Consider the following 23,217-nt stretch of genomic DNA (forward strand, 5'->3'; position numbering starts at 1 on the left):
CCCCTTCCAGTCAGATCTCATCTGCCTGAGGTCCGATCCCCAGCGCCGCCTCCAAGTCAGTCATGCTGATTTCACGCAGCTGTGCCCGAGGGCCGATATACCCGTGCAGGAATGGGCATTGCCAGGGGAAACACATGATCTCATATGGGACCTTGCTGTGCTCCAGCGCCTGCCGCACCCGCACAAGCCGTGCGATGTCGCCGTCCAAGTGGGAGAGAATCAGGGTATTCCCGTTTTGAGCGTCATACTCCATCACGCCCGGTCCCACTGTACGCATCTGCTCCGGAAAGACAACTGACAGGACCCGCTCTTTCCAGTCTGGGAGCGTTAGGAGCCTCAGCAGTCGGATTCCCTGCTCTGTCATTGGGATAAAATGTACGTGTGGATAGATACGGTCAAAACGCAGTTCTATGCGGCCGCTTTTATCCGACTCCAGCAAGGTCTGCAGGGCCAAATCCATATTCTCTCCCAACAGAAGTGCATGGTCTGCCCGGGCGGGGCCTGCATTCATACGGGATAATTCTTCCAAATGCCGTGCTGTCTTGAACTCGCCCATACCGCTCCACTTCATCACTGCATTGCGCGTGTTATAGACAGCATAACAGTAACCAGGGCTGAAGAGCGCGCCCGTGAGCCGTGTGAAAATCGTCTTGTTCATTTCCGCATGGTCCAGCCGCTTCACGGATTTTGCCGTGTAAAAACTCGCCCCATCCAGTACAACCTGCTGAATTGCCCGCCTTTGGAGAACAGGCAGTAGAAAAGGACGTGTCTCCACGTCCGCAACCAAGCACATCGCCACCGTCTCTGCGACTCGGTGGTTGCGCTCGATATGTTCCGCACTCCCAGAAAAACGATGATTTCGAGTGATGTCTAAATAGTGTGCGAGGGCTGCCGGATGGAGGGTCTGCAGGAGGGGGAGCGCACTCTTATACAGCCGGATTGTCCGCCGCTCGCCCCTCCCACTTGTGGTAATCATTTTACAGGAGCCAAGGTCTGCCCCAGTGGAGGTGCGGAAGTCCTGCACATGCTCCAGCCGGTGGACAAGGTCCTCCAGCGTCCGGCTGCTGCCTAACAGATGCAGAGAGCGCATGGGGTATTCCCCAGCAATGGCCAGTAAAAGCAGCAGGCGGTAAACATGACTGCCCGGTCGCAGTGTGATCATTGGGACTGCCCGGTCGTGTCTGATTTTAAGGCATGGCTTTTCCTCTCTTTGCCGCAAAACGCCTCCCTGTCACCTTGGGAAACCCTTGATTTTTCAGGTATTTTCCTGCGTTTCGGATTTACGTGGAAAAATGGGGTGAAACTGGGCCTCAAATCCCGTACTTTTTTAGTCCCAAATTTCGCTCGTTTCATACAGTCTTTCCTCCTCCAAATCATTCGCCTGTTCTGCCGCCAGCCATGTGGGGAACCGGCTGGTTGGGATTACATAGACCTCCGTCTGATCCTCTGCCCCGGCGGCGCTGCAATAGTAGTGGGCGCATCGCCGCGGCGCATCATCCGGAAGCAGGTACAGCGTGATGATGTCTGTCACCATGTTGACCTCAATGTTATCGTGGTCCCGATAGGCACGCTCCGGACGTTCCCGACAGTACACATGGCGGTAGGCCAGCACGCAATTTTGATAGAGAGCCGGCGGCTTTCCAGCAAAATAGCGCCGCAGCGCCGGGTAGAGATACTGCTGGATGTAGATGGGGGAGCCGGACTCCTTCTTCGGCAGCAGTGCAGGGATCTGCAAACGAAACCACCCACGCTTTGCATATCCCATCTCCACGGGGATCGTGTCCATCAGCATCTGCTCCTTCAGTTCCGCTGCCTTGGGATGTCCGGTATAGGCTGGCAGGACACGCGCAAGAAGCGCGAGTTTCTCTACCTCCGCGGAAAATGCGAATGCCGCCCCGAACGCACCGGCCATGTCCTCCCGCTCCAGCAAACGGCGAGTACGGGCTAATTCCACCGCCGCTCTTCCCGCCCGATGCTCCGCTGCTCCAAGCGCCCGCTCAAACTCAGACCGCGGCATAGGTGTCCCCCTCGCTTTCCGTAAAGAACCGTACATCCGGCGTCTCCTGTCCGTTGTAATCCACAGTCGCAAACAGGTGAGGCGCAGATGGCAAGACCAGCTCCTGCGCCATGTTGATATGTGGCAGGACAAGGATATACCGCAGATCCTCCTGAGGCTGAAGCAGTCTGGTCAGATGCTGTTCGCCATCGTAGAGGACAACAATCTCATATCCAATATCTTCTTTGAGGAAGAAAATCTGGGACGGATAAGTAGCGGGATAGTGAGCCATAGGGTCCACCCTGTCAATGAACTGCAGCAACACCCATACGGCAAGGATCATGCGCTGATCCGGCTGGCACATGGGGTCCACCCCCAGATAGTACCCGCCGGAGATTTCGTGGAGCATGACCTCGTTCTTGAGCGCACGAATAATCTTTTCTGCCGTCTTAGGCGGTTTGTCCTTCAGCATTCGGACAATTTGCGCTTTAGGCAGCGGCCCATACTCTGTCAGCCAATGGATGATATACTGTTCTTCCTGTAACAGCATAGTTTTGTTTCCCTCCTTCCTCTATGTGTATAAATGGGAGAAATACGTATTTTGCAGGTTATACGTGTACTGTCCCGATATAGGGCCAATACCTGTGGAAGATTGTCCAGCAGCAGTCTGACAATGGCACCATCCAATTTCACGCCAGCGCACGATTTTAGGTAATCGCTGACTCGACGGATATCCCACGGACGCTTATAAGGGCGAGGCGAGATCAGGGCATCGAAAACGTCTGCCACTGCTACTATTTTTGCATGAGGGTGAATTTCAGCATCTTGCAGCCCCAAATAGCCGCTGCCGTCCAGCCGTTCATGGTGCTGCAAGGCCACAACAGAAGATGTCCCCAGCATCGTTCCGGTTTGTAGCAGCAGAAAATGTCCAATTGACGTATGTTTCCGCATTGATGACCGTTCTACTTCTGATAAACTGCCCGATTTACAACGGATGCGCACCGGGATCATTGTTTTCCCAATATCGTGAAGCAATGCCGCCTGATACACTTCGTGTACTTCAGCCGAGTCATAATCCGCATGTTCAGCCAGTATTCTGCTGATCTCCGCAGTCCGCTTGCTGTGTGCGATCTCCTCCGCTGTCAACGAGGTGAAAATATCCATTTCTGCAACTCCTCTCTTCTAAATTCTTTTTTGAATTTGATGCATTCCAAACCATACCCATCGCATCCAGTTTTGCGATCTGTTCCTGGGTGATAAACCCACTAGACGCAGTGCCCGCACGAATTGCTCTCATTCGCTGAATGAATTTCCCAAGTTTGCATCCATTCTCCGGCACAATATAGTTCCCAGGCACCCTAATATGCCCCTCCCTCCGATAGTATCGGAGCAGCTCCTCATAGTAAGTATCAAATGGCAATGGAGATGCCTGGACTTGCCAAACCATCCCTAAGTCATTGAGCATCTCAATTTGCCGGTCTGTCAGAACAATATCATGGCCCGTTCCCCTCTTTGCCTGCCTTACACAATTGATAAAGTTGCCCAAATGGCAACCAGTATCAGGATCAATAAACCTTGTGGGAACTTTGATGTGCCCTTCTCGGCGGTAAAACTTTATCAGTTGCTGGTAATAATAATCGAAGTCCCGATATGGGTGCTCTCTTTTCACCCACTTCATGCCAAGAGCATTCAGTCTATTGATCTGGTCCTGCGATAAATGTCCCCTATCGGTCTTTTTTCTAATGTTGCGTAAACGTGTCAGATAAAGGCCCAGTTTACATCCTGTCGATGGATTTATGTATGATTGTGGAATATCAATGTGCCCTTCTCTCTCAAAGTAAACGAGCAATTCTTTATAGTAGTCATCGAATGTACGTCTGGTTGGTTGTCGTTCAATCAGAAAAGTCGACCAGCCAGGTAGCATCTCCAGCCTTTCCTTTCGGGCTACTGATAGACTGTTGTGCTGGATATATAGGATTTGTTCCGATAGCCACCTCCCTATTTTGATGCCTCGGTAACATGTGCGGCTATGCGGATATTGGCCGTATTCGTGGTAAAATTCCTGGAGGATGGAGTAGCAAAAATCCCATCGTCCCGCCCGCGTAAATAGATGATCGAACTTCTCAAGGATGGCTTCGAATTGTGTGGGGACCCCAGACATGTAAAAGGGTATAGGCGTGTTCTTCCCTTTCCCACTGCTGGGATGGTGGGAAAACTCAATATTGAATACACGCTGACCAGACTCTTCAACACGTGCAGACTCATAGTTGTTGACCAAATCAAAAATTACCGGGGATGTACTACCATCCGAACTGCAGGCGAGACAGCGTCCAATCTGCTGTAAATAGACAATCGGGCTTATCGTAGGGCGTAACATGACAACCCCATCCACATCCTTGATGTGGATACCCTCATTCAGCATATCCACGCAGTAGAGCAACCGTATTGCATTCCTTTCATTATCCCCAGCAAAGGCGTTGAGTTCAATATCAGCGGCCTTTTCATCTGAACGGCAGACATACTCCCTGATTTTCTTACCTGGTCCCAGCCAACGGTGCATGTCTTCCCGACATTGCGCAATATGTTCAAGATTCCGGCAGAATACGATCAACTTTGCAAATCTATTGGGCATATGGCACTTAAATATTTCGTCAATTCCTTGCGCTTCTGCCATATTTCTTTTAAGGCTTTCTAACAATGAATAACCAGCAGTACGAGCCCTCCCATAAGAGGCAACCTGCGTTAATGCGGTTTCCAGAGAAGAGACCCTTTCGTTCATCAGGATATCTCCCAATACATAGTGCGGCACCGGCAGGACCTTATCATTGATTGCATCTTGAAGGGTATAATAACTTGCAATACTTCCGTGAAAAAGTTCCTCAGACATATCGCGTGTGCCGGCCTTATCCAGATACCGGACTGGGGTAGCTGTAAATCCAATTAAGAAGCATTCAACATACAAAGCGAGAAGATGGTCAACCGCACTTCCCCAGTCATCCGCCCCACAGCGGTGAAATTCATCAAGGATAATGTAGTCCGGCTCCAGTTTCCCAAGTTCGTCCTCGTGAAGCAGGCAAAGTTTCTGATATGTCATCATGGTTGTATGGAGAAGCACATCTGTATGCCCAGCATGATGTTTCAGTTGATTGAAGATATGCGTAGATGGTGCGAGATACAAAAACGAGTTATTCGGCCGGCGTTCTATAAAAGCCAGCGCAACAAAACTCTTCCCAGTTCCAGTAGGCTGGATAACCGCAGCACGGCGTGTATACTTGAGGGCCTCCTCCAAATGGTTGAGTGCAGCTTGGTTATGTGGGTAAAGTTCAATCTTCGGCATCTTTTCCCTCCATTCCACCAGTCAAACCCGCAGAAGAACCATTGCTTCCGCTTTCCGCAATATCGGCTACCGCCTTTAATTCGTTGAGCATAGCCTCCAGTTCAGCCCGGTCGGTAGTGATCATCTGCTGCTCCTCCCGGGATGCCTTGATAATGACCGGCACTTTGTTGCTGTTGCTGGAGATCAGCGCCTCACCGCGCTCAAACTGTGTGATGCTGCGGATCTCAGTTCGAGTTAATTTCAAGACATCTTTCACATATTCTGCCTCGTCCGGCTCCAAGTTGAGGATGATTTTCGTCTTGGAATTATTCAGAATTGCTCTGCCATAACGGCCGTCCTCTAAGCCAAAAAAATCGGAGAGGTCCTGCGTTGCCGCAAGGGCGCCTCCTCCGTAGCCTCGAATAATTTTGAATATTTCCAGACAAAACTCCGCAGCCTGTTTGTTGGCCGCGCCGCCAATCAGTTTCCAGATCTCGTCGATAAACACCATTTTGCGTCTGGTACGGTCTGCCTTCACCTGGTCCCACACATAGTCCAACGCAATCATCATACCTACCGGCAACAGTTTGCCCTTGAGTTCCGAGATGTCCAGCACAACATACTTATTGTCTAGGTTTACATTGGTCTGGCGGTTAAAACTCTGGGCGCTGCCTGTAACAAAGCGGCTGACTATGGTGGCCAGCCGGGTAGTCAGTGGATTTTCCTTGAGTATCTCATAGAGATCTCCCAGGATTGGCATAGTCTTGATCTCTCCCCTGCTCTGGTCAACATAGATAGAATTGTTATCGTGGGTAATCCCGAACTTGGCGTAGGTCTTGACCAGGGCCTCGTCCAGCATCTGCTCCTCTTCATTATTCATATCGGGGATCAGAAGGGAGAAGAAAATCATCAACTGCTGGATCTTTTTTGCCAGCATGGAGTCGATGTCGTTGTAATCCAATTCGTCGATCAGTTCCATTTCCGGTGTGAGTGTAGGACGAATCTCCATGACGTTGATGCAGGCGCTGGAACCCGGGGCCAGTTTGATATAGGTACCGCCAATTTTGTGGCAGGCACGCTTGAACTCATGGCCTTTGAGCGGAGCAATAATATAGCACTGGACGCCGCGCATCCGAAGCCTGAGCGCCATCACCTGCATGGTAAAGGTCTTACCGGCGCCAGATGTCCCGCAGATAGTAAAATTGGCATTCTTATTGACTTTTGTATTAAATGGATCGACAATACACAGCGAATTGTTATGCCGGTTAAGACCCAAGAGAATGCCATTGTCATCAGACAGTTCAAAACTGGTGAACATATAGGTCGAGGCCGCGCCTGAAGTAAGCACATTTCGTTTGGACTTGCGCTCCAGACCAGGATCGAGGTAGAGAAATGGCATGGTGGATCGCAGTGCCGCCTCCTGTTGAAACAGGCAGTCACCTACTTGGATGTCCATGGACTTCATCAAGTCACTCATCTGCTGCTTACGCCACTGCAGTTCTTCGTAGGTAGGGGCAGATATCGTAATGAGCACCGACATATAGAACAGGTCCTCATTCCGGCTGGAGAGTCCCTGCTTGATGTAGTAACCGGCCTGGATAGAGCCAGCCAGTTCCTCATAGTCAGTGGAGGTGTCCTGCAGTTCTCGCAGTTTGGTGCGGTTGAGCCGGATGCGCTGGGCCACTCGATCAATGGTCTTACCACGGATCTCGCGGTGCAGATGCAGATCCACATCTACGCCCTCGCCTGCATTGATGAGTGAAGACATCCAACCTCCCCGCACCTGCTGAGGAAATCCGTTTTTGCGAATATATAAGTAGGTATAGTAGGTCCCATCCATAATAATGTAGCCAGCATGACTCAAGTCAAGGCCGCGAGGGGCCACAAAGTTGGATGTCCGGATCTTCGGGACTGGATCGATGCCGACAACTCGCCTTTTTGCCGCCATCGCATCCACCACCACGCGGTTGAGCCGACTCTGGAAAGGGTCCTCCACGCAGGAACGGCGATTGAAGTACATATACAGGATTTCAGCTACAAATGCGTCTTCATCTTTTGGCTGTACAATACTGTTGCCGCATTGGGCGAAATAGGTCTTGGCATTCTGCGTCACCGTCTGCAACGCTGCGTAGACCTCACCATAATCGTTATCGGACTGGCGGCGCACCGCCTCGTATTGAAAAATCAGGAAAAACCGGCGGGACAATGCCTCACGGCTACCTTCCTCCCGGATGAACTGGATAGTACCACGCCCCAATTCCCGGCAGGCCGTTACGTCCTCGCTCTCAATGTCCGCCTCCAGTCCCGCCACATACTTGTCAGAATCCGCTTTGCGGGTTACGGACTTAAACTGCAGGCGCATGGGCGAAATTTTAAGCCAGCTGGCAAACGTAGAGATAATGCCCCACTGCTCCTCATTGGAGCGAAGCAGAAAGTTGATGGGTTCAATTTCCAGGATTTTGAGGTACCGGCCATCTGTAGTTTCAACGATCCCGTTTCTGATCTCTTTGAGGGGAATGTAGTCCTGTACGAACTCCAGACGGGCGGCTGCTTTTTTCCGACGGCCTGGGCTTTTGTGCCGACGGGCGTTTCCTGTGTGTGACTGTCGTGCCATAGTGGTATCCTATCCTCCTGTAATGCAATCGGCGGCGCCGTACCCAAAACAGAACCATATTGGTGACAAACCGGAGCAGAGAGTCCCCGCCAATGCCCATCAGGGCGAAGACGCCCAGTGGCAACAGCGTCACGGTCATCACAACAACTTTTGCAGTAGCTGGAAGATGCATCCACATCAATTCCGGATAGCCCACAAGCAAAAGCAGAATGCATGCCTCTACTGTATTTCGTGTCTCCAGTAGACCGCCCAGCAATTTTCCAGAATCAGTGTAGTTTGGCGGGATAGTATAGACATTGCTGAACTCTCGATCATCCGCCATATCCAATCTCCTCCGTGATGTCTGCCAAGGGCAGATCTCCTTCTAAATCAATATCATTCCTGCGTCGGTATTGGGTCACATAGTCTGGGGAGTTCAGCACCACGCCAGTGCCGCTGGCACAGTGGACCCATAGTTTGGTTCCGTCGGCATCCTCTCCCGCGTAGAGCAGTACATGGTTGACTGGGACTGTACCGGGCACCGCCATGAAGCCGAGGTCGCCGGGCAGCAGTTCGTCTTCTGAAATGGCATGCGTGGCATCCCACTGGTTCCAGGACCCATCATACAGTGTCACGCCTAACGCTGTCTGATAGACCCATTCCGTGAATCCGGAACAATCGAGTCCATAGGGGCGGATCGTTCCTGTGCTGCTGGACCCCGCCGCAGTGACCAGTTTGGGGGTGTTCCACTCCTCATTCCAACCTGGCGCGCTCTTCCCGCCCCAGAAATATGGGACGCGGCCCACCAGTGAGAGGGCACAGCGCATCAGTTCCTTGCGTTTCCCGCTGCAGTCCAGGCTGGCCAGAAACAAGTTCAGTTCCGCGTCGCTGATAGGCGGCACGCTCCCGTTACTGGCGGTCCCATACATAGTCATCTTCAGCGCATTAGACATATTGAGGATCGCATCCCCATAGGAGATCTGGAACTGATCGTATGTAGCATCCACGTCCACGTCAAAGGCCTTCAGGATAATCGACTGGTCAAATGGGTGGATCGTACAGGCCACATACTGCACCGTTTCCTGCGTCTCCCCATCGCCCCCTTCATTCTCTACCGGGACTTGGGTACTCTTCACCTCATAAGTGACAGTATACATTTGGTCGGTGACGGCGTTGAGTTTACTCTGCAGATCTGCCTTAGTCGTTCCGCGCTGGCCCATGGAGGCAGAGTAGGCAGCCAGGATATAGCAGGTATCGTAGTCCATAGATACTAAGGCATTATTGACCAATGCCTCCATGGACAGGTCATAGTCATAGCCCCCATCGGCTATAATCTCATCTACCTCCGCCAAGGCGGCATCATACCCAGCCTGAATACAATCGGCCACAGTAGCGGAGAGGTCATCGAAGATGGCTGTCATCTCAGTTGGGCCATTTGGATCAACGGTAGTCGGGTCAGTGTGGAAGATATTATTGAATACGATGGACGGCAGGGACACTACGGTAATGATAATGAACAGCAGGAACAAGCAGAGAAACACCAAGACCTTAAAGAGCGTGTGGCGGAGAGACCACGCCGCTGAGAGTACGGCACCCCACGGCCCGCCAGCAGCCGTTCCGACGGCGATCTCTGACGCCGCTTTGCCAGTCTCCATACCGGCTTGCACTGTAGCTGCGGCCGCGTTGGCCGTCGCTTCACCAGCCGCCGTGCCAACTGAACCGGCGGCGGAACCGGCTTGTTTAGCCGCCTCTGCCGCACTGCGTATCCCCTGCAGGTAGTTGTCCTGGCCTTCGCCAAACTGTCGGTCGTCAGACATAGAGATCACCTCGCTTGTACCGAAATATGAAGGCAGGCATACCCGTTCCCAGGTATGCCTGCCCGATGGTCAATGTTTTTTTCTGTTTGGCGGCTTACGCTCTGTGACTGGTCTCTTTTTCGGCTCGGAGTACCGGGCAGGAGTAGACTTGTAGCGTACCGTCTCCACTGTAAATGTTTGAAGTTTGTCATTTTCATAGAGCGGTTTCCCGTCCTCATAGACGGGCCGACGCTCCACGGCAGGAGTGCCATGAATGGCATACCACTGGCTGCCACCGCTGTCTTCGTACACATGGTAGTCGCCGCGTGGAGCCTGATAAACAGCGCGGTCATAGAATGCGGTACCACTTCCGTCCTCATGCCGCACCTCCAGAATACCATCCCCAGCTCTGGAACTATCCACAGACACCACTGGCTGGTCAAAACCAGGCATAAACTGGCCAAAGAGCGCCTGGTTGTACCGCTCCGCCGCTCCGCTTCCACCATCTGGTACCGGCTCAAATTGCGGCACAGATGCTGCAGGAGTCATCGCATACCAACTCAAACCGTCGGCGCCCTGGATTGTTTCATGGGGCGCATCCGGCTCCTGGAAATAGGCGCTGTTGTACCAGAGACTATTGCCGCCATCCGGGTAAATGGCCTCCAGCGTACTCTCATCAACCTGCCGCAGCAGAGTGCCGTCCGGTGCGCTTGGGAACGCTTCAGACACCTGCGCCGCCTCGGATACATTTCCGGTGAATGCGGGGGTGGCATAGAACGCACCCATTCCCTCCCCAGAGGCCACCTGATACCATTGGCTCCCATCTGCAGCAGTAACAACGGTGTGGGGGGTGGTGGGCACATCATGCTGGGCCGTGTTGTAAAAGTCCACCTTGGCCTGCCGCCCATCCGGTCCTACTGCATTGGTGCTGATGTGGCCGCCAGTAATCTCTGTATCAGCGTAGGTCATCCCGGCGGCTTTGCCGCTTGTCAGGTGCGGCATATAACTGTTGAGGCTACGATTGGCAATGTCCCCTGCAATTGTTCCGGATACGTTGGGCATCCGTGTTGCCACTGATGACACCGACTCCGGGGTCAATGTTGCACCATTTCGGGCTGCCATTCCTCCGAATACCCGGCCAACAAAGCCGACACCGCCACCAACTCCCATGCGTTTTCCGCCGTCCACAACGGCATCACGCACAAAACTGTTGGGCTTCACGTGGCTCATAAAGCCGGACAAAATACCGCCTGTGGTGACACCGCCAGCCGCACCGGCGGCAGCCCCGGCCCCGCTCTTCGCCGCGCCTCCAAACACGGAGGCAGCGCTGCTGCCGCCTTTGGAGAAACCAGTCAGCGCCCGGGCAGCCATCAGCATCTCTATTCCCATGCTGCTACCCGTCTGTGCCACAGATAGGCCCATAGCCGCCAGATAACTGTCGCATCTCTGGGCGATTTTCAGAAGTGCCAGTGCGCAGAAAAGCCACAAGAAGACGCTGCCTTGACCACTGCTCAAAGCACCACCATTCGCAATGAATTGGCCAACGGACGAGTCAAATGCCCGTAGGAACCACACATTCAGAACCAGCAGTAGAAGTTGGGAGCCAACCATTCGGCACCAACTTTGAAAGACCCGGGAAGTCGCCTTAGAAGCCCCCATCGAATATGCCAGCGGAGATGTATAGCAAAGGACGCCTACCAGGACATATCGCTCCACGGTTTCCAACAGCAGTTTAAAGTAGTTCCATGCCAAAGCGATCATGAAAATGATCAACAAAATCAGTCCTACCACCGTGGCTACAGATACGATGGTAGCCAACCCATTGGTAAGAGTCTGCTGGATTCCCGCAAATGTAAAGTCGCCCGGGTCCATAGTCTCTTCCATGAGCGCTGTATAAGGCGCTCGTGCAATGTCCAGAACGAGACTGAAAATGGGCTTTGCATATCCAATCAGGATCGCAAAGATTGCACCTCGGGCCAGCAGAGCGAGCGGCTCCTCTGTTTCGGACAGGGGACCGCTGAACGCACGGAATAACTGCCATACCACCACCAGAAAAAGCACTGCCCACGCTGTGTATTGGATAACCGTATAAGCACTGACGGCAAACGGGAAGTACTCTTCCATTGCGGTCATATCGGTGCCAAGCGCGTCAAGAAACACCCCGGATATAGCATCCATGATCTGTGTCATCACGCTGGCCACCCAGTTCGCTATCCCCTCAAAAATCCAATCTAACATGCTTTTGTAACCTCAAAAGGGGTGGGGGCGACCCATCGGCCGCCCCCATCAAAGTCGGATACCATCAATAGCCTGTCCTGGGCAGAGTGGGGACAGGACCGCCGCGGTAGATGATAGTCACCCAGCGGTCGGTCGCCTGCACCCACTGGTTTTGCCACATGCCGCCCACATCGCATTTGTTGGCAAACCGGTATTCGTGAGATAGATTGGACAGGACATCGCAGTAAATATAGGGCGTCTCCACCTGTTTGAAGCCGCCCGGGACACGCCCGAACAGGAAGGTGACCTGAGTCACATACTCATTGGAGGCAAGTCCTAGAGCCGCAGGAGAGGCGTCCAGCGTATAGTTCTTTTGTGTGTTCAGGTTGTCGGCCAGTACGCGCTGCGTATCGTTCAAATTGGTTTGGAACACGACTTTGTAGTTCAGCCGGGCCGAGTAGGTGCCAGTGATGATCTTATCCAACCGGACGGCGTCTGTGGGCAGCGTATCACGCCAATAAAAGCTGTCCAGCGGGACTGTGGAGTTGTTCCCGATATCCTTGAAGGTATAGCGGATCTCCTGGCCAGGTACGACCTGTGTGTAGCCGCTCTTGCTGATAGACACATTGGTATAAACGCTCTCATTCAGGTACTCAACCTGCACGATTTGGCCTTCATGCTCCAGATAGACCGTCACCTCTTCATCGCTGACCGAGTAGAACTGGGGGCTGGAAATCTCTTTCACGGTATAGCGGCCCAAAGGCAGCGGCTTTGAAACCGCCAGGCCCCGGCTGTCGCTCTCAACGGTGTCTACAAGGGCATTGGCCTTGTTATAGATTCCAAATACCGCACCCTCCAACGGAGTACCGGCAGGGAAACCGTTGATCGGATTATCGTCAGCAGACTTCTTCCAAATCTGGATCTGTCCAGTGATCGCCGTATTGACCCACTCGATTTCCGCCGTGCGGCCTGGGCGCACATAGACGGTCTTATACTCCTCGTCTAAGATGTAGCCCTCCGCAGCCTCCAGTTCACGCAGATAAAACCGGCCACTGGTGTTGGCACCATCCGGCAGGTCGTCGGCTGTGATATAGACCCACCCCTCGTCATCAGAGGTAAATTCCCCAATGGGATTACGGTCTTCGTCGTAGAGCAGGAACTTGACGCCATAGATTCCCTCGCCGGAGGTGTCCACCTTATGGATCAAAATACCGGAATTGGCCTCATTTTTGATTCGCAGGGTGGTCACTTCCCCGTTTTTGACCTCGAAGTAATGAGGGGTATCATCCAATACGAAGTCCGGATTGGCCTCGACTTCAAGCGCGTAATAGGAGCCGTCCTCCAGGGAGAGATAGGCCCTGCCGTTCCGGTCTGTGGTGATGGTATCCACCAGAGCGTCATCCATGCGGCGGATCTCAAAGGTGGTATCGGGAATTCTTTCGGATGTCTTGCTTGCGTTGACCTTGATAATTTCAATGCCGCCTATAGGGTTGTTGTAAAAATACAACTCCTGTGTATCATTGGGATTGATCACCACGGTTTGGGACTGCGTATTGGGGTCAATCGTATAGCCCGGGATGCTTTCCACTTCCGTTACCACCACTGTGCCCGTGAGGCCGGAAAGAATAATCTGACCTGCCGAGTTGCTCCAATACAGGCCGTTGCTGGAAAGCTGCCCGCTGTCGGCATCCACATAACTTCCGTCGGAGTATGTGATTTTGAACTGTACCCCTTCAAGCGGCGTTTTCCTGTCATCACCAGAGAGCTTGTGGATAATGAGCTGTCCTGTGGGTTGATTCCGGAATTCGAGGGTAACAGTTTGGCCGGCCTTAATTTGGGCAGTCTGGGGTGTGTCGTCCAGAAGGAACCCATCTTTCGCCCGGGTTTCTTTGACCACGAGTGTGGTGCCGGGGTCGATACCCTCAATGAGGATGGTCCCCGCGGAATCGGTAGTGAAATAGCCGTTGCTGTCACCCACCACCGTTCCGTCGCTTTCGGTCACAAAGAACTGAACATCAGAAATCGGAGAGTTGTCGGCACTGGACACCTTTTTGATCAGCAGCGAGCCCTTGGGACTGTTGCCAAAATAGACCTGAACAACCTCCTGATCTTCGCCGGAGAGGTACACCGTCTGAGGCGGGGTGTCGATCACATGAGAGCCATCACTGGAGAGCTCTTCGATGATGTAAGTGCCGGCCTTGCAGCCCGTGACGGTGAAAGAGCCGTTTACCGAAGTGCGGTAGGTACCGATGACCGTTCCGCCGGTGCCGGAGGTGTTGCCGGAGAGATACCGGACCTGGAACACAGCCCCCTCAATAGCGGCCCCGGTCTCACTGTCATATTTCCATACGGAAATGGCCGAGAGAGGCCGGTTGCTAAAGCGGAATGTGTGCCCCTCGCCTGCGGCGATAAACGCCTCCTGCGTGTCCGGGTCCGCCAGAGCAAATCCCGGCGCCGGCTCCAGCTCCTTTACCCGAAACCAACCATCACGGAGGGAGAGGTCCGGGTCGGAGAGCACGATACGACCCTCTTCATCGGTGTAGAAAACGCCCAGGTCGTTGTACTCTCCGGTAGCAGTGTTGTTGGAGGCATACCAGACCTGGAACGGCACATTTTCGATTCGATCATGTGTGATTGAATTTTCCTTGATGATCTCGATGGTGGGGCGCTTATAATTTTGGAAATAGACATCCCGATCCCGGTTGGGGAACAGTGTCACCATCTGAGAATCCTCGGCCAGCAGGTAGGGCTCCGGGACTGACTTTTCGATGACCTCCACGACGCCGGGCAGCAAGTTCTCCACCACAGCGACGCCGTTTTCGTCCGTCTCCACTTCCGCAATGGAGTGGCCGTCTGCACCTTTCACCAGATAGACCGTGTGCTCAATAGGCTCCCCGGTGTCGGCGTCGGTTTTATGGATATAGAGGTTGGGGCGCTTGTCGTTAGTCAGAGTGATCGTGCTGGTCTGGCCGGGAAACAGCTCTACATGGTGCTCGGTATCGTCCGGGATGTGGTCCTGCACAGAGGACAATTCACGCACAGAATAAACGCCAGGCTCCAAATCGGATACCAGGATCTCACCTGTGGAACTGGTGGTGCGGTCCAGGTAGTGGCTGCCATCCTCGATCTTGGCGATGCGGAACGTGACACCGGCCAGCCGGGAGCCATCGCTGCTCAGCTTGATGAGCTGCAAAGAGGGCTTGATATGATTGGTGAAAACGAACTGGGCGTCTTCATTGGGCTTCAGCTCGATGATACGCTGGGCCTCGTCGATCACATAGCCATCGCAGGATTTTTCAGTCACTACATAGGAGCCAGGGGGGAGCATGGAAAGGTCGATCTCTCCATTTTCGTCCGTCCGGAACTCCTGGGGGCCATAGGTCCCCTCCACCGATTTGATCTCGAATACAGCGTTTGGGATGACCTTGGAGGGGTCATCTGAATCCACCTTCACCAGCCGCAATCCGGGCTTGACATCGTTGAAGAACAACAGCTCCTTAATGCCGTCCCCAGCATGGAGTTCCACCTCCTGGGGGGTGGTGTCCAGAATGTGCCCTTCATCGCCGGTATCTACCTCAAACGCCCGGTAAGTCCCCGGCTCTGCATCGGCAATCAAGATTTCACCAAATTGATCTGTCTTGAAATTGCCTAAAAATTCGCCGTCCCGATAGACGGCGAAGGTGACATTGGGCATGGCGACCATATTTTTTCGATCATACTTGATGATCCGCAATCCCGGTAACTCCTCGTTAATGATAGGGATTGTAGTGGTCTCGCCAGCAACCACCGTGGCGGTGTAGACGGTATCATCCAACTGCCAGCCCACCGGGGCAGTCTTCTCCTGAATCCGGTATGCACCCAAGGGAATCTCATCGAAAATAGCAACGCCTGCACTTGATGTCGTAGCGGTAAAGGTCTGTCCCGACTCAATATGCTCGACGGTGATGACTGCCCCCGGCAGGTTCATGCCGGTGTTGGATTTTTTCTCAATACGCAGAGTACCGTAGGGGTCATTAAAAAATGTCACCTCGGCTACTTCATCGTAGACGACGGTGACATTCTGGGCAGGCTCCTCGCTGATCATATAATGCTGTGGAGCTTCCCGTTCAATTACGGTATAATTCCCGCTTTTGCTAAGGGGGATCTCGATGCGGCCGTCCCCATTGGTCACAAAAGTACCGACGGAATCGCCGTCAGGACCAACGACTTCGAAACGAGCACCACTAATCGGGATTTCCGTCCCCGTTTCATACTTGATGATCCGCAACCCGGTATCGTATTCCTCTACCGGCTGGTCGGCGTAGTTGCTGAAAGTGGAGAGGTCCATTTCCGTGGTCGGGTCCGTATCGACTACATAATTTTGGAGTTCACCGTATTCATCCTTCTCTTGGCAAATTGCATAAAATACGGCGTATTTATAGACATCTGTACGGAAAGAGAGTTGGACGCTGCCGGTTTCTCCTTCAACGCTCTCTAGCGGATACAGGACCTTGAATTTGCCCGCATAGCCATCACCAGTACCCTCAGTGGTAATTGTGGTGATGTCCCGGTTGTTCATATCCACGATACGGGTGCCCCGGGGAACAGAACCGGGGTCAGTAAAGGAAACCTCAACTGCATAATCACACACCCAGGTTTTTGACCAGAATGTAAAAACCTGCTGTTTGTACTGCTTGCCGTCGATAGTGACCTCGTAGGCAGTATCCCGATCCGGCGTACAGGTCACTTCAGGGGACAGGACTTCATTCCATGCTGTGCCGCGGGCATAGATGTCCTTTGCCGCAGCGAGCATCTTCTGTGCGCGCTGCAGTTCCACGCCACTGAGCGCCGAATTGACCTTGAGGTTGTTGATGTCCCAATTACTGAGGAGATAACACCACAACGCCATTTTAGTCGCGTAATAGCCTTGGTATTTATTCTCAAGGCCCAGTTCTTCCAGCGAACGAGTCGGATATCCATTGGCCACAATGCCAAGCACTTTCGGATCCGACGTTTTCTCCTCAGCCAAGTATTCGATGCTCTCCCCAACGTCAACCGTTTGCGGCACACCGGTAGTATTGGGATTGACGCAGTAGGCCGGAATCTCTTTAATTTCTCCTTTGGCGTTGACGTAGTTATAGTAGGTATAGATCAGGGTTCGGACGCGGCCATTGATCATCAGGTAGGAAAGTTCCTGCCCGCCGTTATAGATATCGATCTCTCCGAGGGCTTCCTCAACCGAACCCGCCGCCAGCGATGCCGTCGGCAAAATTGAAAAAGCCATGACCATGGCCAACAGAATACTTAGAAATCGTTTTTTCATGTTGTTCCTCCAAAAATGGGCAGAAAAAAACCGCGCCCCCGGCTCAATGGCATTCGGGTTCACGGCATTCTTCTTTGATTTATTTTGGAAATTAAAAAAGCGGTATACTCACGTATACCGCTTGTCCGCTGTAATCTTGGTTACAGCGGCCTATCTTACATGGATGTTGTACTCCGTCCGCTGGAAGATGCCGTCCTTGTAGACATCCCACGCCTCCATGCGGTATGTTCCCGGCGGACAGGAGTTGAACAGGTCAATGATTTGATTTGCGCGCCATGGCCAGAACACTCGCGGGTTCAGTCCATCGTCAATACTCAGATAGATTTGTACCTTTGGGGCCCCACTTGGGTGGGACACGGGCGCACCGTTCTGCCATGTCTCTGGATTATCCCCAATGGCGTTATAAAGCGTGTAAAGCATTCGTCGGGTCTCATAGAGATTTCGCACGAAAAGGTACTCATGATCATTGATGGAATAATGCCGGGCCTCTGGTGCCGGTAACTCAACCTGGGGCATCAAAGACCAATCACAGGTCGGCTCAGGCAACTCGCCCACTGGTCCGGAAGCAAACATATTTTTGTCCCACCGGCTTACATCGGTGATGGTGTAATTGGTACCATCGTCGCAGCGGATCACATCGCCTTCCTGAGGCACATATTGAGAGCCGTCTGCTGGCAAATTGATGGAGCCATCTGTGTTCCTGCTGATTGTTCCCTCCGGTTCTTCCGTAACGGTACTACCTTCAAAATCGGTATTGCCCAGCGCCCGATAGAGCATGATTGCCAAATCGCCGCGGGTAATCTCAGTTTTAGCCACAGCCTCCGCTGTGGTCAGCCCTTGGTCAAGAGCCGTCTGGCAGGCGGTGTTGTAATCCCATTGAATATCTGGAAGATCCATGTACCGTAGAACAACCGTACAAGCCGCAGCAGGGGTCACGCCGTCATCAGCGCCAAAGGCCCCAGTATCGTAGCCGACCATCAGGCTGTTGAAATAGCAATAGCCTACATAGAGTCTGGCCCATGCCGGGACATCCGGGAACTTGCACTGGCTGATGTAAAATTCCTGTTCCGCCTGCACATGTTCCTGATTCCCATTTAGTCGCGTCAGAACTGCGGCCAACTGCGCCCGGGTCAGACCGGACGCGAGGTTCATGTCTCCGTTTTGGTCTCCTTCCAGAATCCCCTGTTCTTTCAGATATTCCGCTGCAATTTCCTCTTCTGAGGACGTTGCCAGGGCCGGACAGGCGAGTACCACGGCCAAGGTGATGCTTAGAGCCACCAAACATAGTTTTTTCATACTGACTGCCTCCTCTCATGTATCTTTGCTTATATTCTACCGGACAGAGAGGAATTTTACAACAAAAGTTTGGTAGTCAGGTGATTTCCCGGGCCTGGACACACCAGCGCATCTCCGGCACATTCCGAACGCAAGTAATCAGTGTGATCATATTTTCGCTTGTCCGACCGAGTCTTGAAAAGTCTGTTTCCTCGATCTGCCCCACAAAAAATACCTCGTAGGTCCTGGTGCCCAGTTTGGTGGTATAGGTGATTTTGTCACCGTTCTCCAAAGTATGGATCTTTCCGAAATGGTTTGCCACACCGCGATTATGACCAGCAAGCCCCACATTTCCATCCCAGCAGGAAGTAGACTTAAAGTGGCCGGCCCCTTTGGCGAGGTTCTCAAGACTCTCATTCTCATAAACTTTGACGGACAACCCCAAAACAGGGATTTTTAGCCGACCAATGCTCCCATCTGTATAGTAGAGCCCATCAGGAAGCGTAAATTTGGTGCTGCTCAGGCTCGTGTCCTCTGTGGGAGTACCATCCACATAAGATGCAGGGGGAAGGTAGACTGTATCACTGCCACCCGTGTTCCCTGTTGCCGTGGATGCCTGTGGGATCAGAACCGTACCAGCTCCGGGCTGGTAGGATTCCGGGCTGCCAAAAGGCGGCGCGATGATAGCAGTGTTCTTGCTGCGGTCAATATTGCTGCTCTCAGTCACCCCTCCACCGACCACGATCACTTGGTCAACTGAGGTGGGAGGTGCGTACATGCCGCCGTCCGGTGCATCAAACTCATAATCCGCCGCTAGTGCCGGCGTCATCATCATCGCCGTGATGCCCAGCAACAGCGCCATTGTTCTCACCCAGTTCTTCATACATTTTTCGCTCCTTCCGCTTCATAAAGAAATATGCTCCGCCTGCGCCAATGCCGAGAGCACCCAGTGCCGGCAGTAACACCATCAGCCAACTTGTTATTTCCCCAGCATCCTGCGTTTCTTCTGATAAAACCGGCTCAATCGGAGTACCTGTGAAAATAACCGTATAACGGATTACCGTGACGCCAGTGCGGTAAACCTCGCCCGTATAGTCAGCCGTTGTGGTATAGCCGGTCACATAGCTGACTGTTTTGCTGCCGCCATAGGTACAAACCGCAGTAAAGCGGTCGCCGATCTCATAGTCGTCGGCGTTATAGGTGTTATCCGTTTGCCATTGGACATCTTGCAGATTGAGCGTTCTGCCCCCCTCCGTAATGCTCTTTGGCAGGTGGTTGATATCTTGGCTTGCCAAGTTTGGATAGGTGCGCGTAGCGGTCACCGGCTTGGTAGAACTTCCATAGCCGGCTGGCTCAGTTTTGATACTGTCCAAATCCAGGTGCAGAGTCCCGGAAAAGTCCTCTTCTGTGGTAACTTCCTTTTCCTGTGGCAGAAGCGATAAAATCGTCTCCATATCTTTCTTGTCGCTTTCCACCGTTTCCGTCTGCGTAATCACCTGCGTTTCGCTGCCGATGATGACCTCACGCAACACATCTGTGCATTCATAGAGGAGGCCATCCCTTTCAAACTGCTGCATAGGCAATGTGGACGGATCGGTATTGGGGGAGAGATCGTACACTTTCCTGATTTCCCGATTATCTTGGTCAAGGATGATATCAACCGGGAGCATAGCGTCCGGATCTGTAACATCTACATTGGTTGCGTCAGCAGGGATGACCAACATAGTCAAAAGCAGGAGTGATGCAGAGATGGAAAAGATTTTTTTCTTCATTGACAGGTCCTCCTCAATCATTTTGATGTAGCACTACTTGAGATCACGGTTTGGTGTTCAGTGACAAAAAATAGGTACACTGATTGCCTCAAATATGCAGGCTTTATTACAAAATTTATATACACTGCGCCTGTTTCTGAGGCTTGGTAAAGATGGGTGCTTCTTCTGTCCGTGTGGTAAACTTACAAAATTACTGTACACTGAGTTTCTATGATAAATCATAAAAATTCCCCTTTCCATAAAAAAGCAACCGATGCACTGTCGATTGCTTTTCACAAAATATCTCGTCAATGACCAGCAAGCCGAGTCCATGATTCCACGCGATTTGTGCCATTCGCAGCATCATGGAATCCACGGTGGTTCGTGCAGCTTGGAATTTTGAGGAGCATAATTTTGTCTATTGTACAGTAATTTTGTCACTTATCATTTGGGGGGTGTGTACTTGCCGCCTTCGATGAGCGGCTGCAGGTAAGCAACAATGAATCCCAGGGTGTTCAGCACGATCCATGTCACTACAATCCGTTTTAACCAACTCGTCGCCTCCGCTACAGCTCGCTCATTGCGGGAAATCATGCGTACTAACAAGGCTACCGCAGCTGCCGTGACGGCAACAATTGTGGAGATTCCCAGCAGTTCGCCGTAAACATTCGCTATAATCTCTGAAAACCGCGTCCACATATCATCGTCTGCCGCGGCAGCAGGCTGTACGAACAGCACAGCCATATAGCAGGCGATCATCGCCATATGGAGCCAATCCCCCAAACGCCGGTGGACCCCACTCCGTAGGTCTTGCTTCTTCTCGTCGTTCGCCATTTGCGTACCTCCTCATTTTTTGTTTTGACAGCAAAACAGCCGCCTCAAAGCGACCAGTAAAATCGCTTCAAGGCGGCTTCTTGCCGTCAGGTCCAGTTTTGGACGATATCAGGATAGCACATTTGTACTCCTCCTGTCAGCCGCACCGACCTTGCCATTTTTCCGCCACTTTTCTGCCATCGTTCCTGCCATCAGCCCTCCAAGAGTGTCAGGATCTCAAGCCAGGCGTCTAGGCACCCCTGTGGAGCTGTCCACAGGCGTATGGAGAGGATATTCACTGCCTGCTGACGCAGGCGGTAGTAGTGACGTTCAGAGATATCCAATCGATACAGAATTTCCGAGTGACTAGGCTTGTCCGGCGTTATAAAGGTCTGGAAAATGATATTGTACAGCATTTCTCCGTTTCCAGGCTTATGGCGTAGCACCGTCAGCGCTTCGTTGATTCGGTCCAGAAGCAGCCGTGACTTACGGATGCTGAGCAGGCGGTGCTCCAGTTTTGCATTTCCCATAGCAATCTGAGCGTCTACCGCACTGAGAAGCGCATCCACATCCTTCAAAGGCTGTTCCAGTTCCTGGGCAGTCTCACCGGGAAAGCATTCCAGCGCCCAAACGATATCACGATAGTTTTTAAGCATAACCTGCGTGTTGTGGTACATATTCCGGCGCAGTTCCTTTTCAGCTACCCGCGCTTTCTCATTTCTGATGCTGGAGTCTTCTATAAGCCCTCTGCGTTCCAAAAGGTCGCGCAGCAGTTTTTGAGAAGGGCCTTGTCCCTGATCTGACATTTCACCACAAGGGGATGCCTTCAAATCTGTCATGTTCAATACCTCCGTTATCCTGATCCACAGGTCCGGCCCGAGGCAAAACACTGTGGAAAAATTCAAATCGCGCCATGCATGAAGTGACACCTTGGCAGTCCTCCCATACATACTCTAAAATCTTACACGGAGAAAAATACGCACGCGTATTATTACAGTCCGAATGTGCAACACGGCCCTCCACCGCTGATGCTTGGCCAGTTTTTGTCTGCTCCTGCTGCAAAATGGTACGGCTATACCACGCAACCAGTTTGCAGAGTTGGGCATGGTCGCTTGATGTTTTGTTGCGCGCATTTCTGCCCAAAATACGTATTTCACTCAAAATACGTTCTATTTGATCCATGGCGGGCTGCGGTATTCTTTCACCGGTGGGATAAGCGGCATTGAAGACCAGACATCCAAAGGAACCTGGCAGCTTATACAGCGGGAAGGCATCCGCGTGTTTTCTGAAAAAGCGCCAGACCTTCGTCTTTTCCCATCTCCAACGCCTGCCAAGGAACTCCAAGGTCAAAACCGCACCGTACTGCCCAAATTGGACTGACGGCGCCATATGAGAGAACACATTGCTCGGCTCCTGCCATACCGTGTGGCACCAAAGGTCCAGCCATGCGTCTGACTCATCAAATGAATAGCCTTGCTCTACAAGGCGCTGTGTGACGTTTCTGGGCAGGCATAGGAAACCATACCCCTCTGTCACGTAAACGGCCTCATGGCCCGTACAGGGCTCTCCAGAGCACCTTACAACCCAATCTGTGATCTTGTATGTAAGTTTCTTCGATTTTGGATCCAGTGTGTACCCAATATAGGAAAGATCTGCGAGACGGTCCATCATCTCCAAAGCCTGCTGCCGCCGCTTCATCCCCATGATGCTTTTAAGGCCTACAATACCGCCAGCCCAGGTTCCAACCGTCACTTCGTTGATATAGCCGCAGTAGGTTGCCTTCCCACTTCGGAAGGCGGCCCTGGAAGCCAGGCGAGCCCATATGCCCATGATGCCCTTTCCGGGCGGTAGTTGATTACGGGGGAGTTTGATCCACTGATATTTGAGCAAGCATTTCATCGCACCGGCCTCCTTCCTGTCTAAATTGAAAAAAGCCTCGCTCCGTGCTATACTTTAGTCACGAAAGCGAGGCTTGATATGGATGATTTATGCGTGTGATAATTGCCATTATCTCTTTTCTGAAACAAATGTGGTGGCCTGTCCTGATTGCGGGAAGACTATGGTCCGTCCAGCAACACCGGCAGAACAAGAAGATTTCGAAAACCGCTCAAACGAGAATCTATGGATGGACGAAACATAGGCGCAGTTTTAATATCCG

Annotated in this window: 16 protein-coding genes; all 16 read right to left on the reverse strand. The window is 52.4% G+C overall.

Annotated features, from left to right (window positions below; genetic code table 11):
- Positions 1-10: 10 nt before the first annotated feature.
- The 16 genes from KJS55_RS02990 to KJS55_RS03065 all read right to left on the reverse strand — a co-directional run bounded on the left by KJS55_RS02990 (position 11) and on the right by KJS55_RS03065 (position 22,958).
- A complete protein-coding gene (locus KJS55_RS02990; protein ID WP_055179579.1) occupies positions 11-1,162 on the reverse strand; it encodes a hypothetical protein in 1,152 nt (383 codons plus the stop codon).
- Positions 1,159-1,353, reverse strand: coding sequence for a hypothetical protein (locus KJS55_RS02995; protein WP_145984960.1), 195 nt, complete (start codon positions 1,351-1,353; stop codon positions 1,159-1,161). Before KJS55_RS02995 ends, KJS55_RS02990 begins: the two co-directional genes overlap by 4 nt.
- Positions 1,328-2,017 carry a DUF6100 family protein gene (locus tag KJS55_RS03000; protein WP_050624220.1) on the reverse strand — a complete coding sequence of 230 codons (690 nt, stop codon included), beginning with the start codon at positions 2,015-2,017 and terminating at the stop codon, positions 1,328-1,330. Before KJS55_RS03000 ends, KJS55_RS02995 begins: the two co-directional genes overlap by 26 nt.
- On the reverse strand, positions 2,004-2,546 hold the full coding sequence (locus KJS55_RS03005; RefSeq protein ID WP_050624219.1) for a DUF5697 family protein: 543 nt from the start codon (positions 2,544-2,546) through the stop codon (positions 2,004-2,006). The genes KJS55_RS03000 and KJS55_RS03005 overlap by 14 nt, the downstream gene beginning before the upstream one ends.
- Positions 2,507-3,160, reverse strand: coding sequence for an HD-GYP domain-containing protein (locus tag KJS55_RS03010; protein WP_077138750.1), 654 nt, complete (start codon positions 3,158-3,160; stop codon positions 2,507-2,509). Before KJS55_RS03010 ends, KJS55_RS03005 begins: the two co-directional genes overlap by 40 nt.
- Complete coding sequence (locus KJS55_RS03015) at positions 3,081-5,333, reverse strand: Helicase associated domain protein (protein ID WP_055179539.1); 2,253 nt, start codon at positions 5,331-5,333, stop codon at positions 3,081-3,083. The genes KJS55_RS03010 and KJS55_RS03015 overlap by 80 nt, the downstream gene beginning before the upstream one ends.
- Positions 5,320-7,926 (reverse strand): VirB4 family type IV secretion system protein, encoded by a 2,607-nt coding sequence (locus tag KJS55_RS03020; protein WP_055179538.1) that lies wholly within the window; start codon positions 7,924-7,926, stop codon positions 5,320-5,322. Before KJS55_RS03020 ends, KJS55_RS03015 begins: the two co-directional genes overlap by 14 nt.
- Positions 7,927-8,237: 311 nt before the next feature.
- Positions 8,238-9,722: a C40 family peptidase gene (locus KJS55_RS03025; protein ID WP_055179537.1), complete on the reverse strand. Its 1,485-nt coding sequence runs from the start codon at positions 9,720-9,722 to the stop codon at positions 8,238-8,240.
- A gap of 69 nt (positions 9,723-9,791) precedes the next feature.
- A complete protein-coding gene (locus KJS55_RS03030) occupies positions 9,792-11,939 on the reverse strand; it encodes a hypothetical protein (RefSeq protein WP_050624215.1) in 2,148 nt (715 codons plus the stop codon).
- 64 nt (positions 11,940-12,003) lie between these two features.
- The gene (locus KJS55_RS03035) at positions 12,004-17,220 is read right to left on the reverse strand and encodes a SpaA isopeptide-forming pilin-related protein (RefSeq protein ID WP_213542622.1); all 5,217 of its coding nucleotides are present in this window, start codon (positions 17,218-17,220) and stop codon (positions 12,004-12,006) included.
- Positions 17,221-17,370: 150 nt separating this feature from the next.
- Positions 17,371-18,516 carry a hypothetical protein gene (locus KJS55_RS03040; protein ID WP_055179535.1) on the reverse strand — a complete coding sequence of 382 codons (1,146 nt, stop codon included), beginning with the start codon at positions 18,514-18,516 and terminating at the stop codon, positions 17,371-17,373.
- Between the two features lie 76 nt (positions 18,517-18,592).
- Positions 18,593-19,378: a class D sortase gene (locus KJS55_RS03045; RefSeq protein ID WP_070103818.1), complete on the reverse strand. Its 786-nt coding sequence runs from the start codon at positions 19,376-19,378 to the stop codon at positions 18,593-18,595.
- Positions 19,296-20,267, reverse strand: coding sequence for a hypothetical protein (locus KJS55_RS03050; protein WP_055179533.1), 972 nt, complete (start codon positions 20,265-20,267; stop codon positions 19,296-19,298). Before KJS55_RS03050 ends, KJS55_RS03045 begins: the two co-directional genes overlap by 83 nt.
- A gap of 423 nt (positions 20,268-20,690) precedes the next feature.
- Positions 20,691-21,080 carry a hypothetical protein gene (locus KJS55_RS03055; RefSeq protein WP_055179532.1) on the reverse strand — a complete coding sequence of 130 codons (390 nt, stop codon included), beginning with the start codon at positions 21,078-21,080 and terminating at the stop codon, positions 20,691-20,693.
- Between the two features lie 191 nt (positions 21,081-21,271).
- Positions 21,272-21,898 carry a hypothetical protein gene (locus tag KJS55_RS03060; RefSeq protein WP_055179531.1) on the reverse strand — a complete coding sequence of 209 codons (627 nt, stop codon included), beginning with the start codon at positions 21,896-21,898 and terminating at the stop codon, positions 21,272-21,274.
- A complete protein-coding gene (locus tag KJS55_RS03065; RefSeq protein ID WP_228300445.1) occupies positions 21,867-22,958 on the reverse strand; it encodes a hypothetical protein in 1,092 nt (363 codons plus the stop codon). Before KJS55_RS03065 ends, KJS55_RS03060 begins: the two co-directional genes overlap by 32 nt.
- Between the last annotated feature and the right edge of the window lie 259 nt (positions 22,959-23,217).

The sequence above is a fragment of the Pusillibacter faecalis genome, assembly GCF_018408705.1.
Taxonomy (GTDB): domain Bacteria; phylum Bacillota; class Clostridia; order Oscillospirales; family Oscillospiraceae; genus Oscillibacter; species Oscillibacter faecalis.

Coding starts and splice junctions, on each gene's coding strand:
- KJS55_RS03065 (WP_228300445.1), bottom strand. CDS start 22,958: ATGAAATGCTTGCTCAAATATCAGTGGATCAAACTCCCCCGTAATCAA.
- KJS55_RS02990 (WP_055179579.1), bottom strand. CDS start 1,162: ATGATCACACTGCGACCGGGCAGTCATGTTTACCGCCTGCTGCTTTTA.
- KJS55_RS03060 (WP_055179531.1), bottom strand. CDS start 21,898: ATGACAGATTTGAAGGCATCCCCTTGTGGTGAAATGTCAGATCAGGGA.
- KJS55_RS03025 (WP_055179537.1), bottom strand. CDS start 9,722: ATGTCTGACGACCGACAGTTTGGCGAAGGCCAGGACAACTACCTGCAG.
- KJS55_RS03055 (WP_055179532.1), bottom strand. CDS start 21,080: ATGGCGAACGACGAGAAGAAGCAAGACCTACGGAGTGGGGTCCACCGG.
- KJS55_RS03045 (WP_070103818.1), bottom strand. CDS start 19,378: ATGAAGAACTGGGTGAGAACAATGGCGCTGTTGCTGGGCATCACGGCG.
- KJS55_RS02995 (WP_145984960.1), bottom strand. CDS start 1,353: ATGAAACGAGCGAAATTTGGGACTAAAAAAGTACGGGATTTGAGGCCC.
- KJS55_RS03000 (WP_050624220.1), bottom strand. CDS start 2,017: ATGCCGCGGTCTGAGTTTGAGCGGGCGCTTGGAGCAGCGGAGCATCGG.
- KJS55_RS03005 (WP_050624219.1), bottom strand. CDS start 2,546: ATGCTGTTACAGGAAGAACAGTATATCATCCATTGGCTGACAGAGTAT.
- KJS55_RS03030 (WP_050624215.1), bottom strand. CDS start 11,939: ATGTTAGATTGGATTTTTGAGGGGATAGCGAACTGGGTGGCCAGCGTG.
- KJS55_RS03010 (WP_077138750.1), bottom strand. CDS start 3,160: ATGGATATTTTCACCTCGTTGACAGCGGAGGAGATCGCACACAGCAAG.
- KJS55_RS03040 (WP_055179535.1), bottom strand. CDS start 18,516: ATGAAAAAACTATGTTTGGTGGCTCTAAGCATCACCTTGGCCGTGGTA.
- KJS55_RS03035 (WP_213542622.1), bottom strand. CDS start 17,220: ATGAAAAAACGATTTCTAAGTATTCTGTTGGCCATGGTCATGGCTTTT.
- KJS55_RS03015 (WP_055179539.1), bottom strand. CDS start 5,333: ATGCCGAAGATTGAACTTTACCCACATAACCAAGCTGCACTCAACCAT.
- KJS55_RS03020 (WP_055179538.1), bottom strand. CDS start 7,926: ATGGCACGACAGTCACACACAGGAAACGCCCGTCGGCACAAAAGCCCA.
- KJS55_RS03050 (WP_055179533.1), bottom strand. CDS start 20,267: ATGAAGAAAAAAATCTTTTCCATCTCTGCATCACTCCTGCTTTTGACT.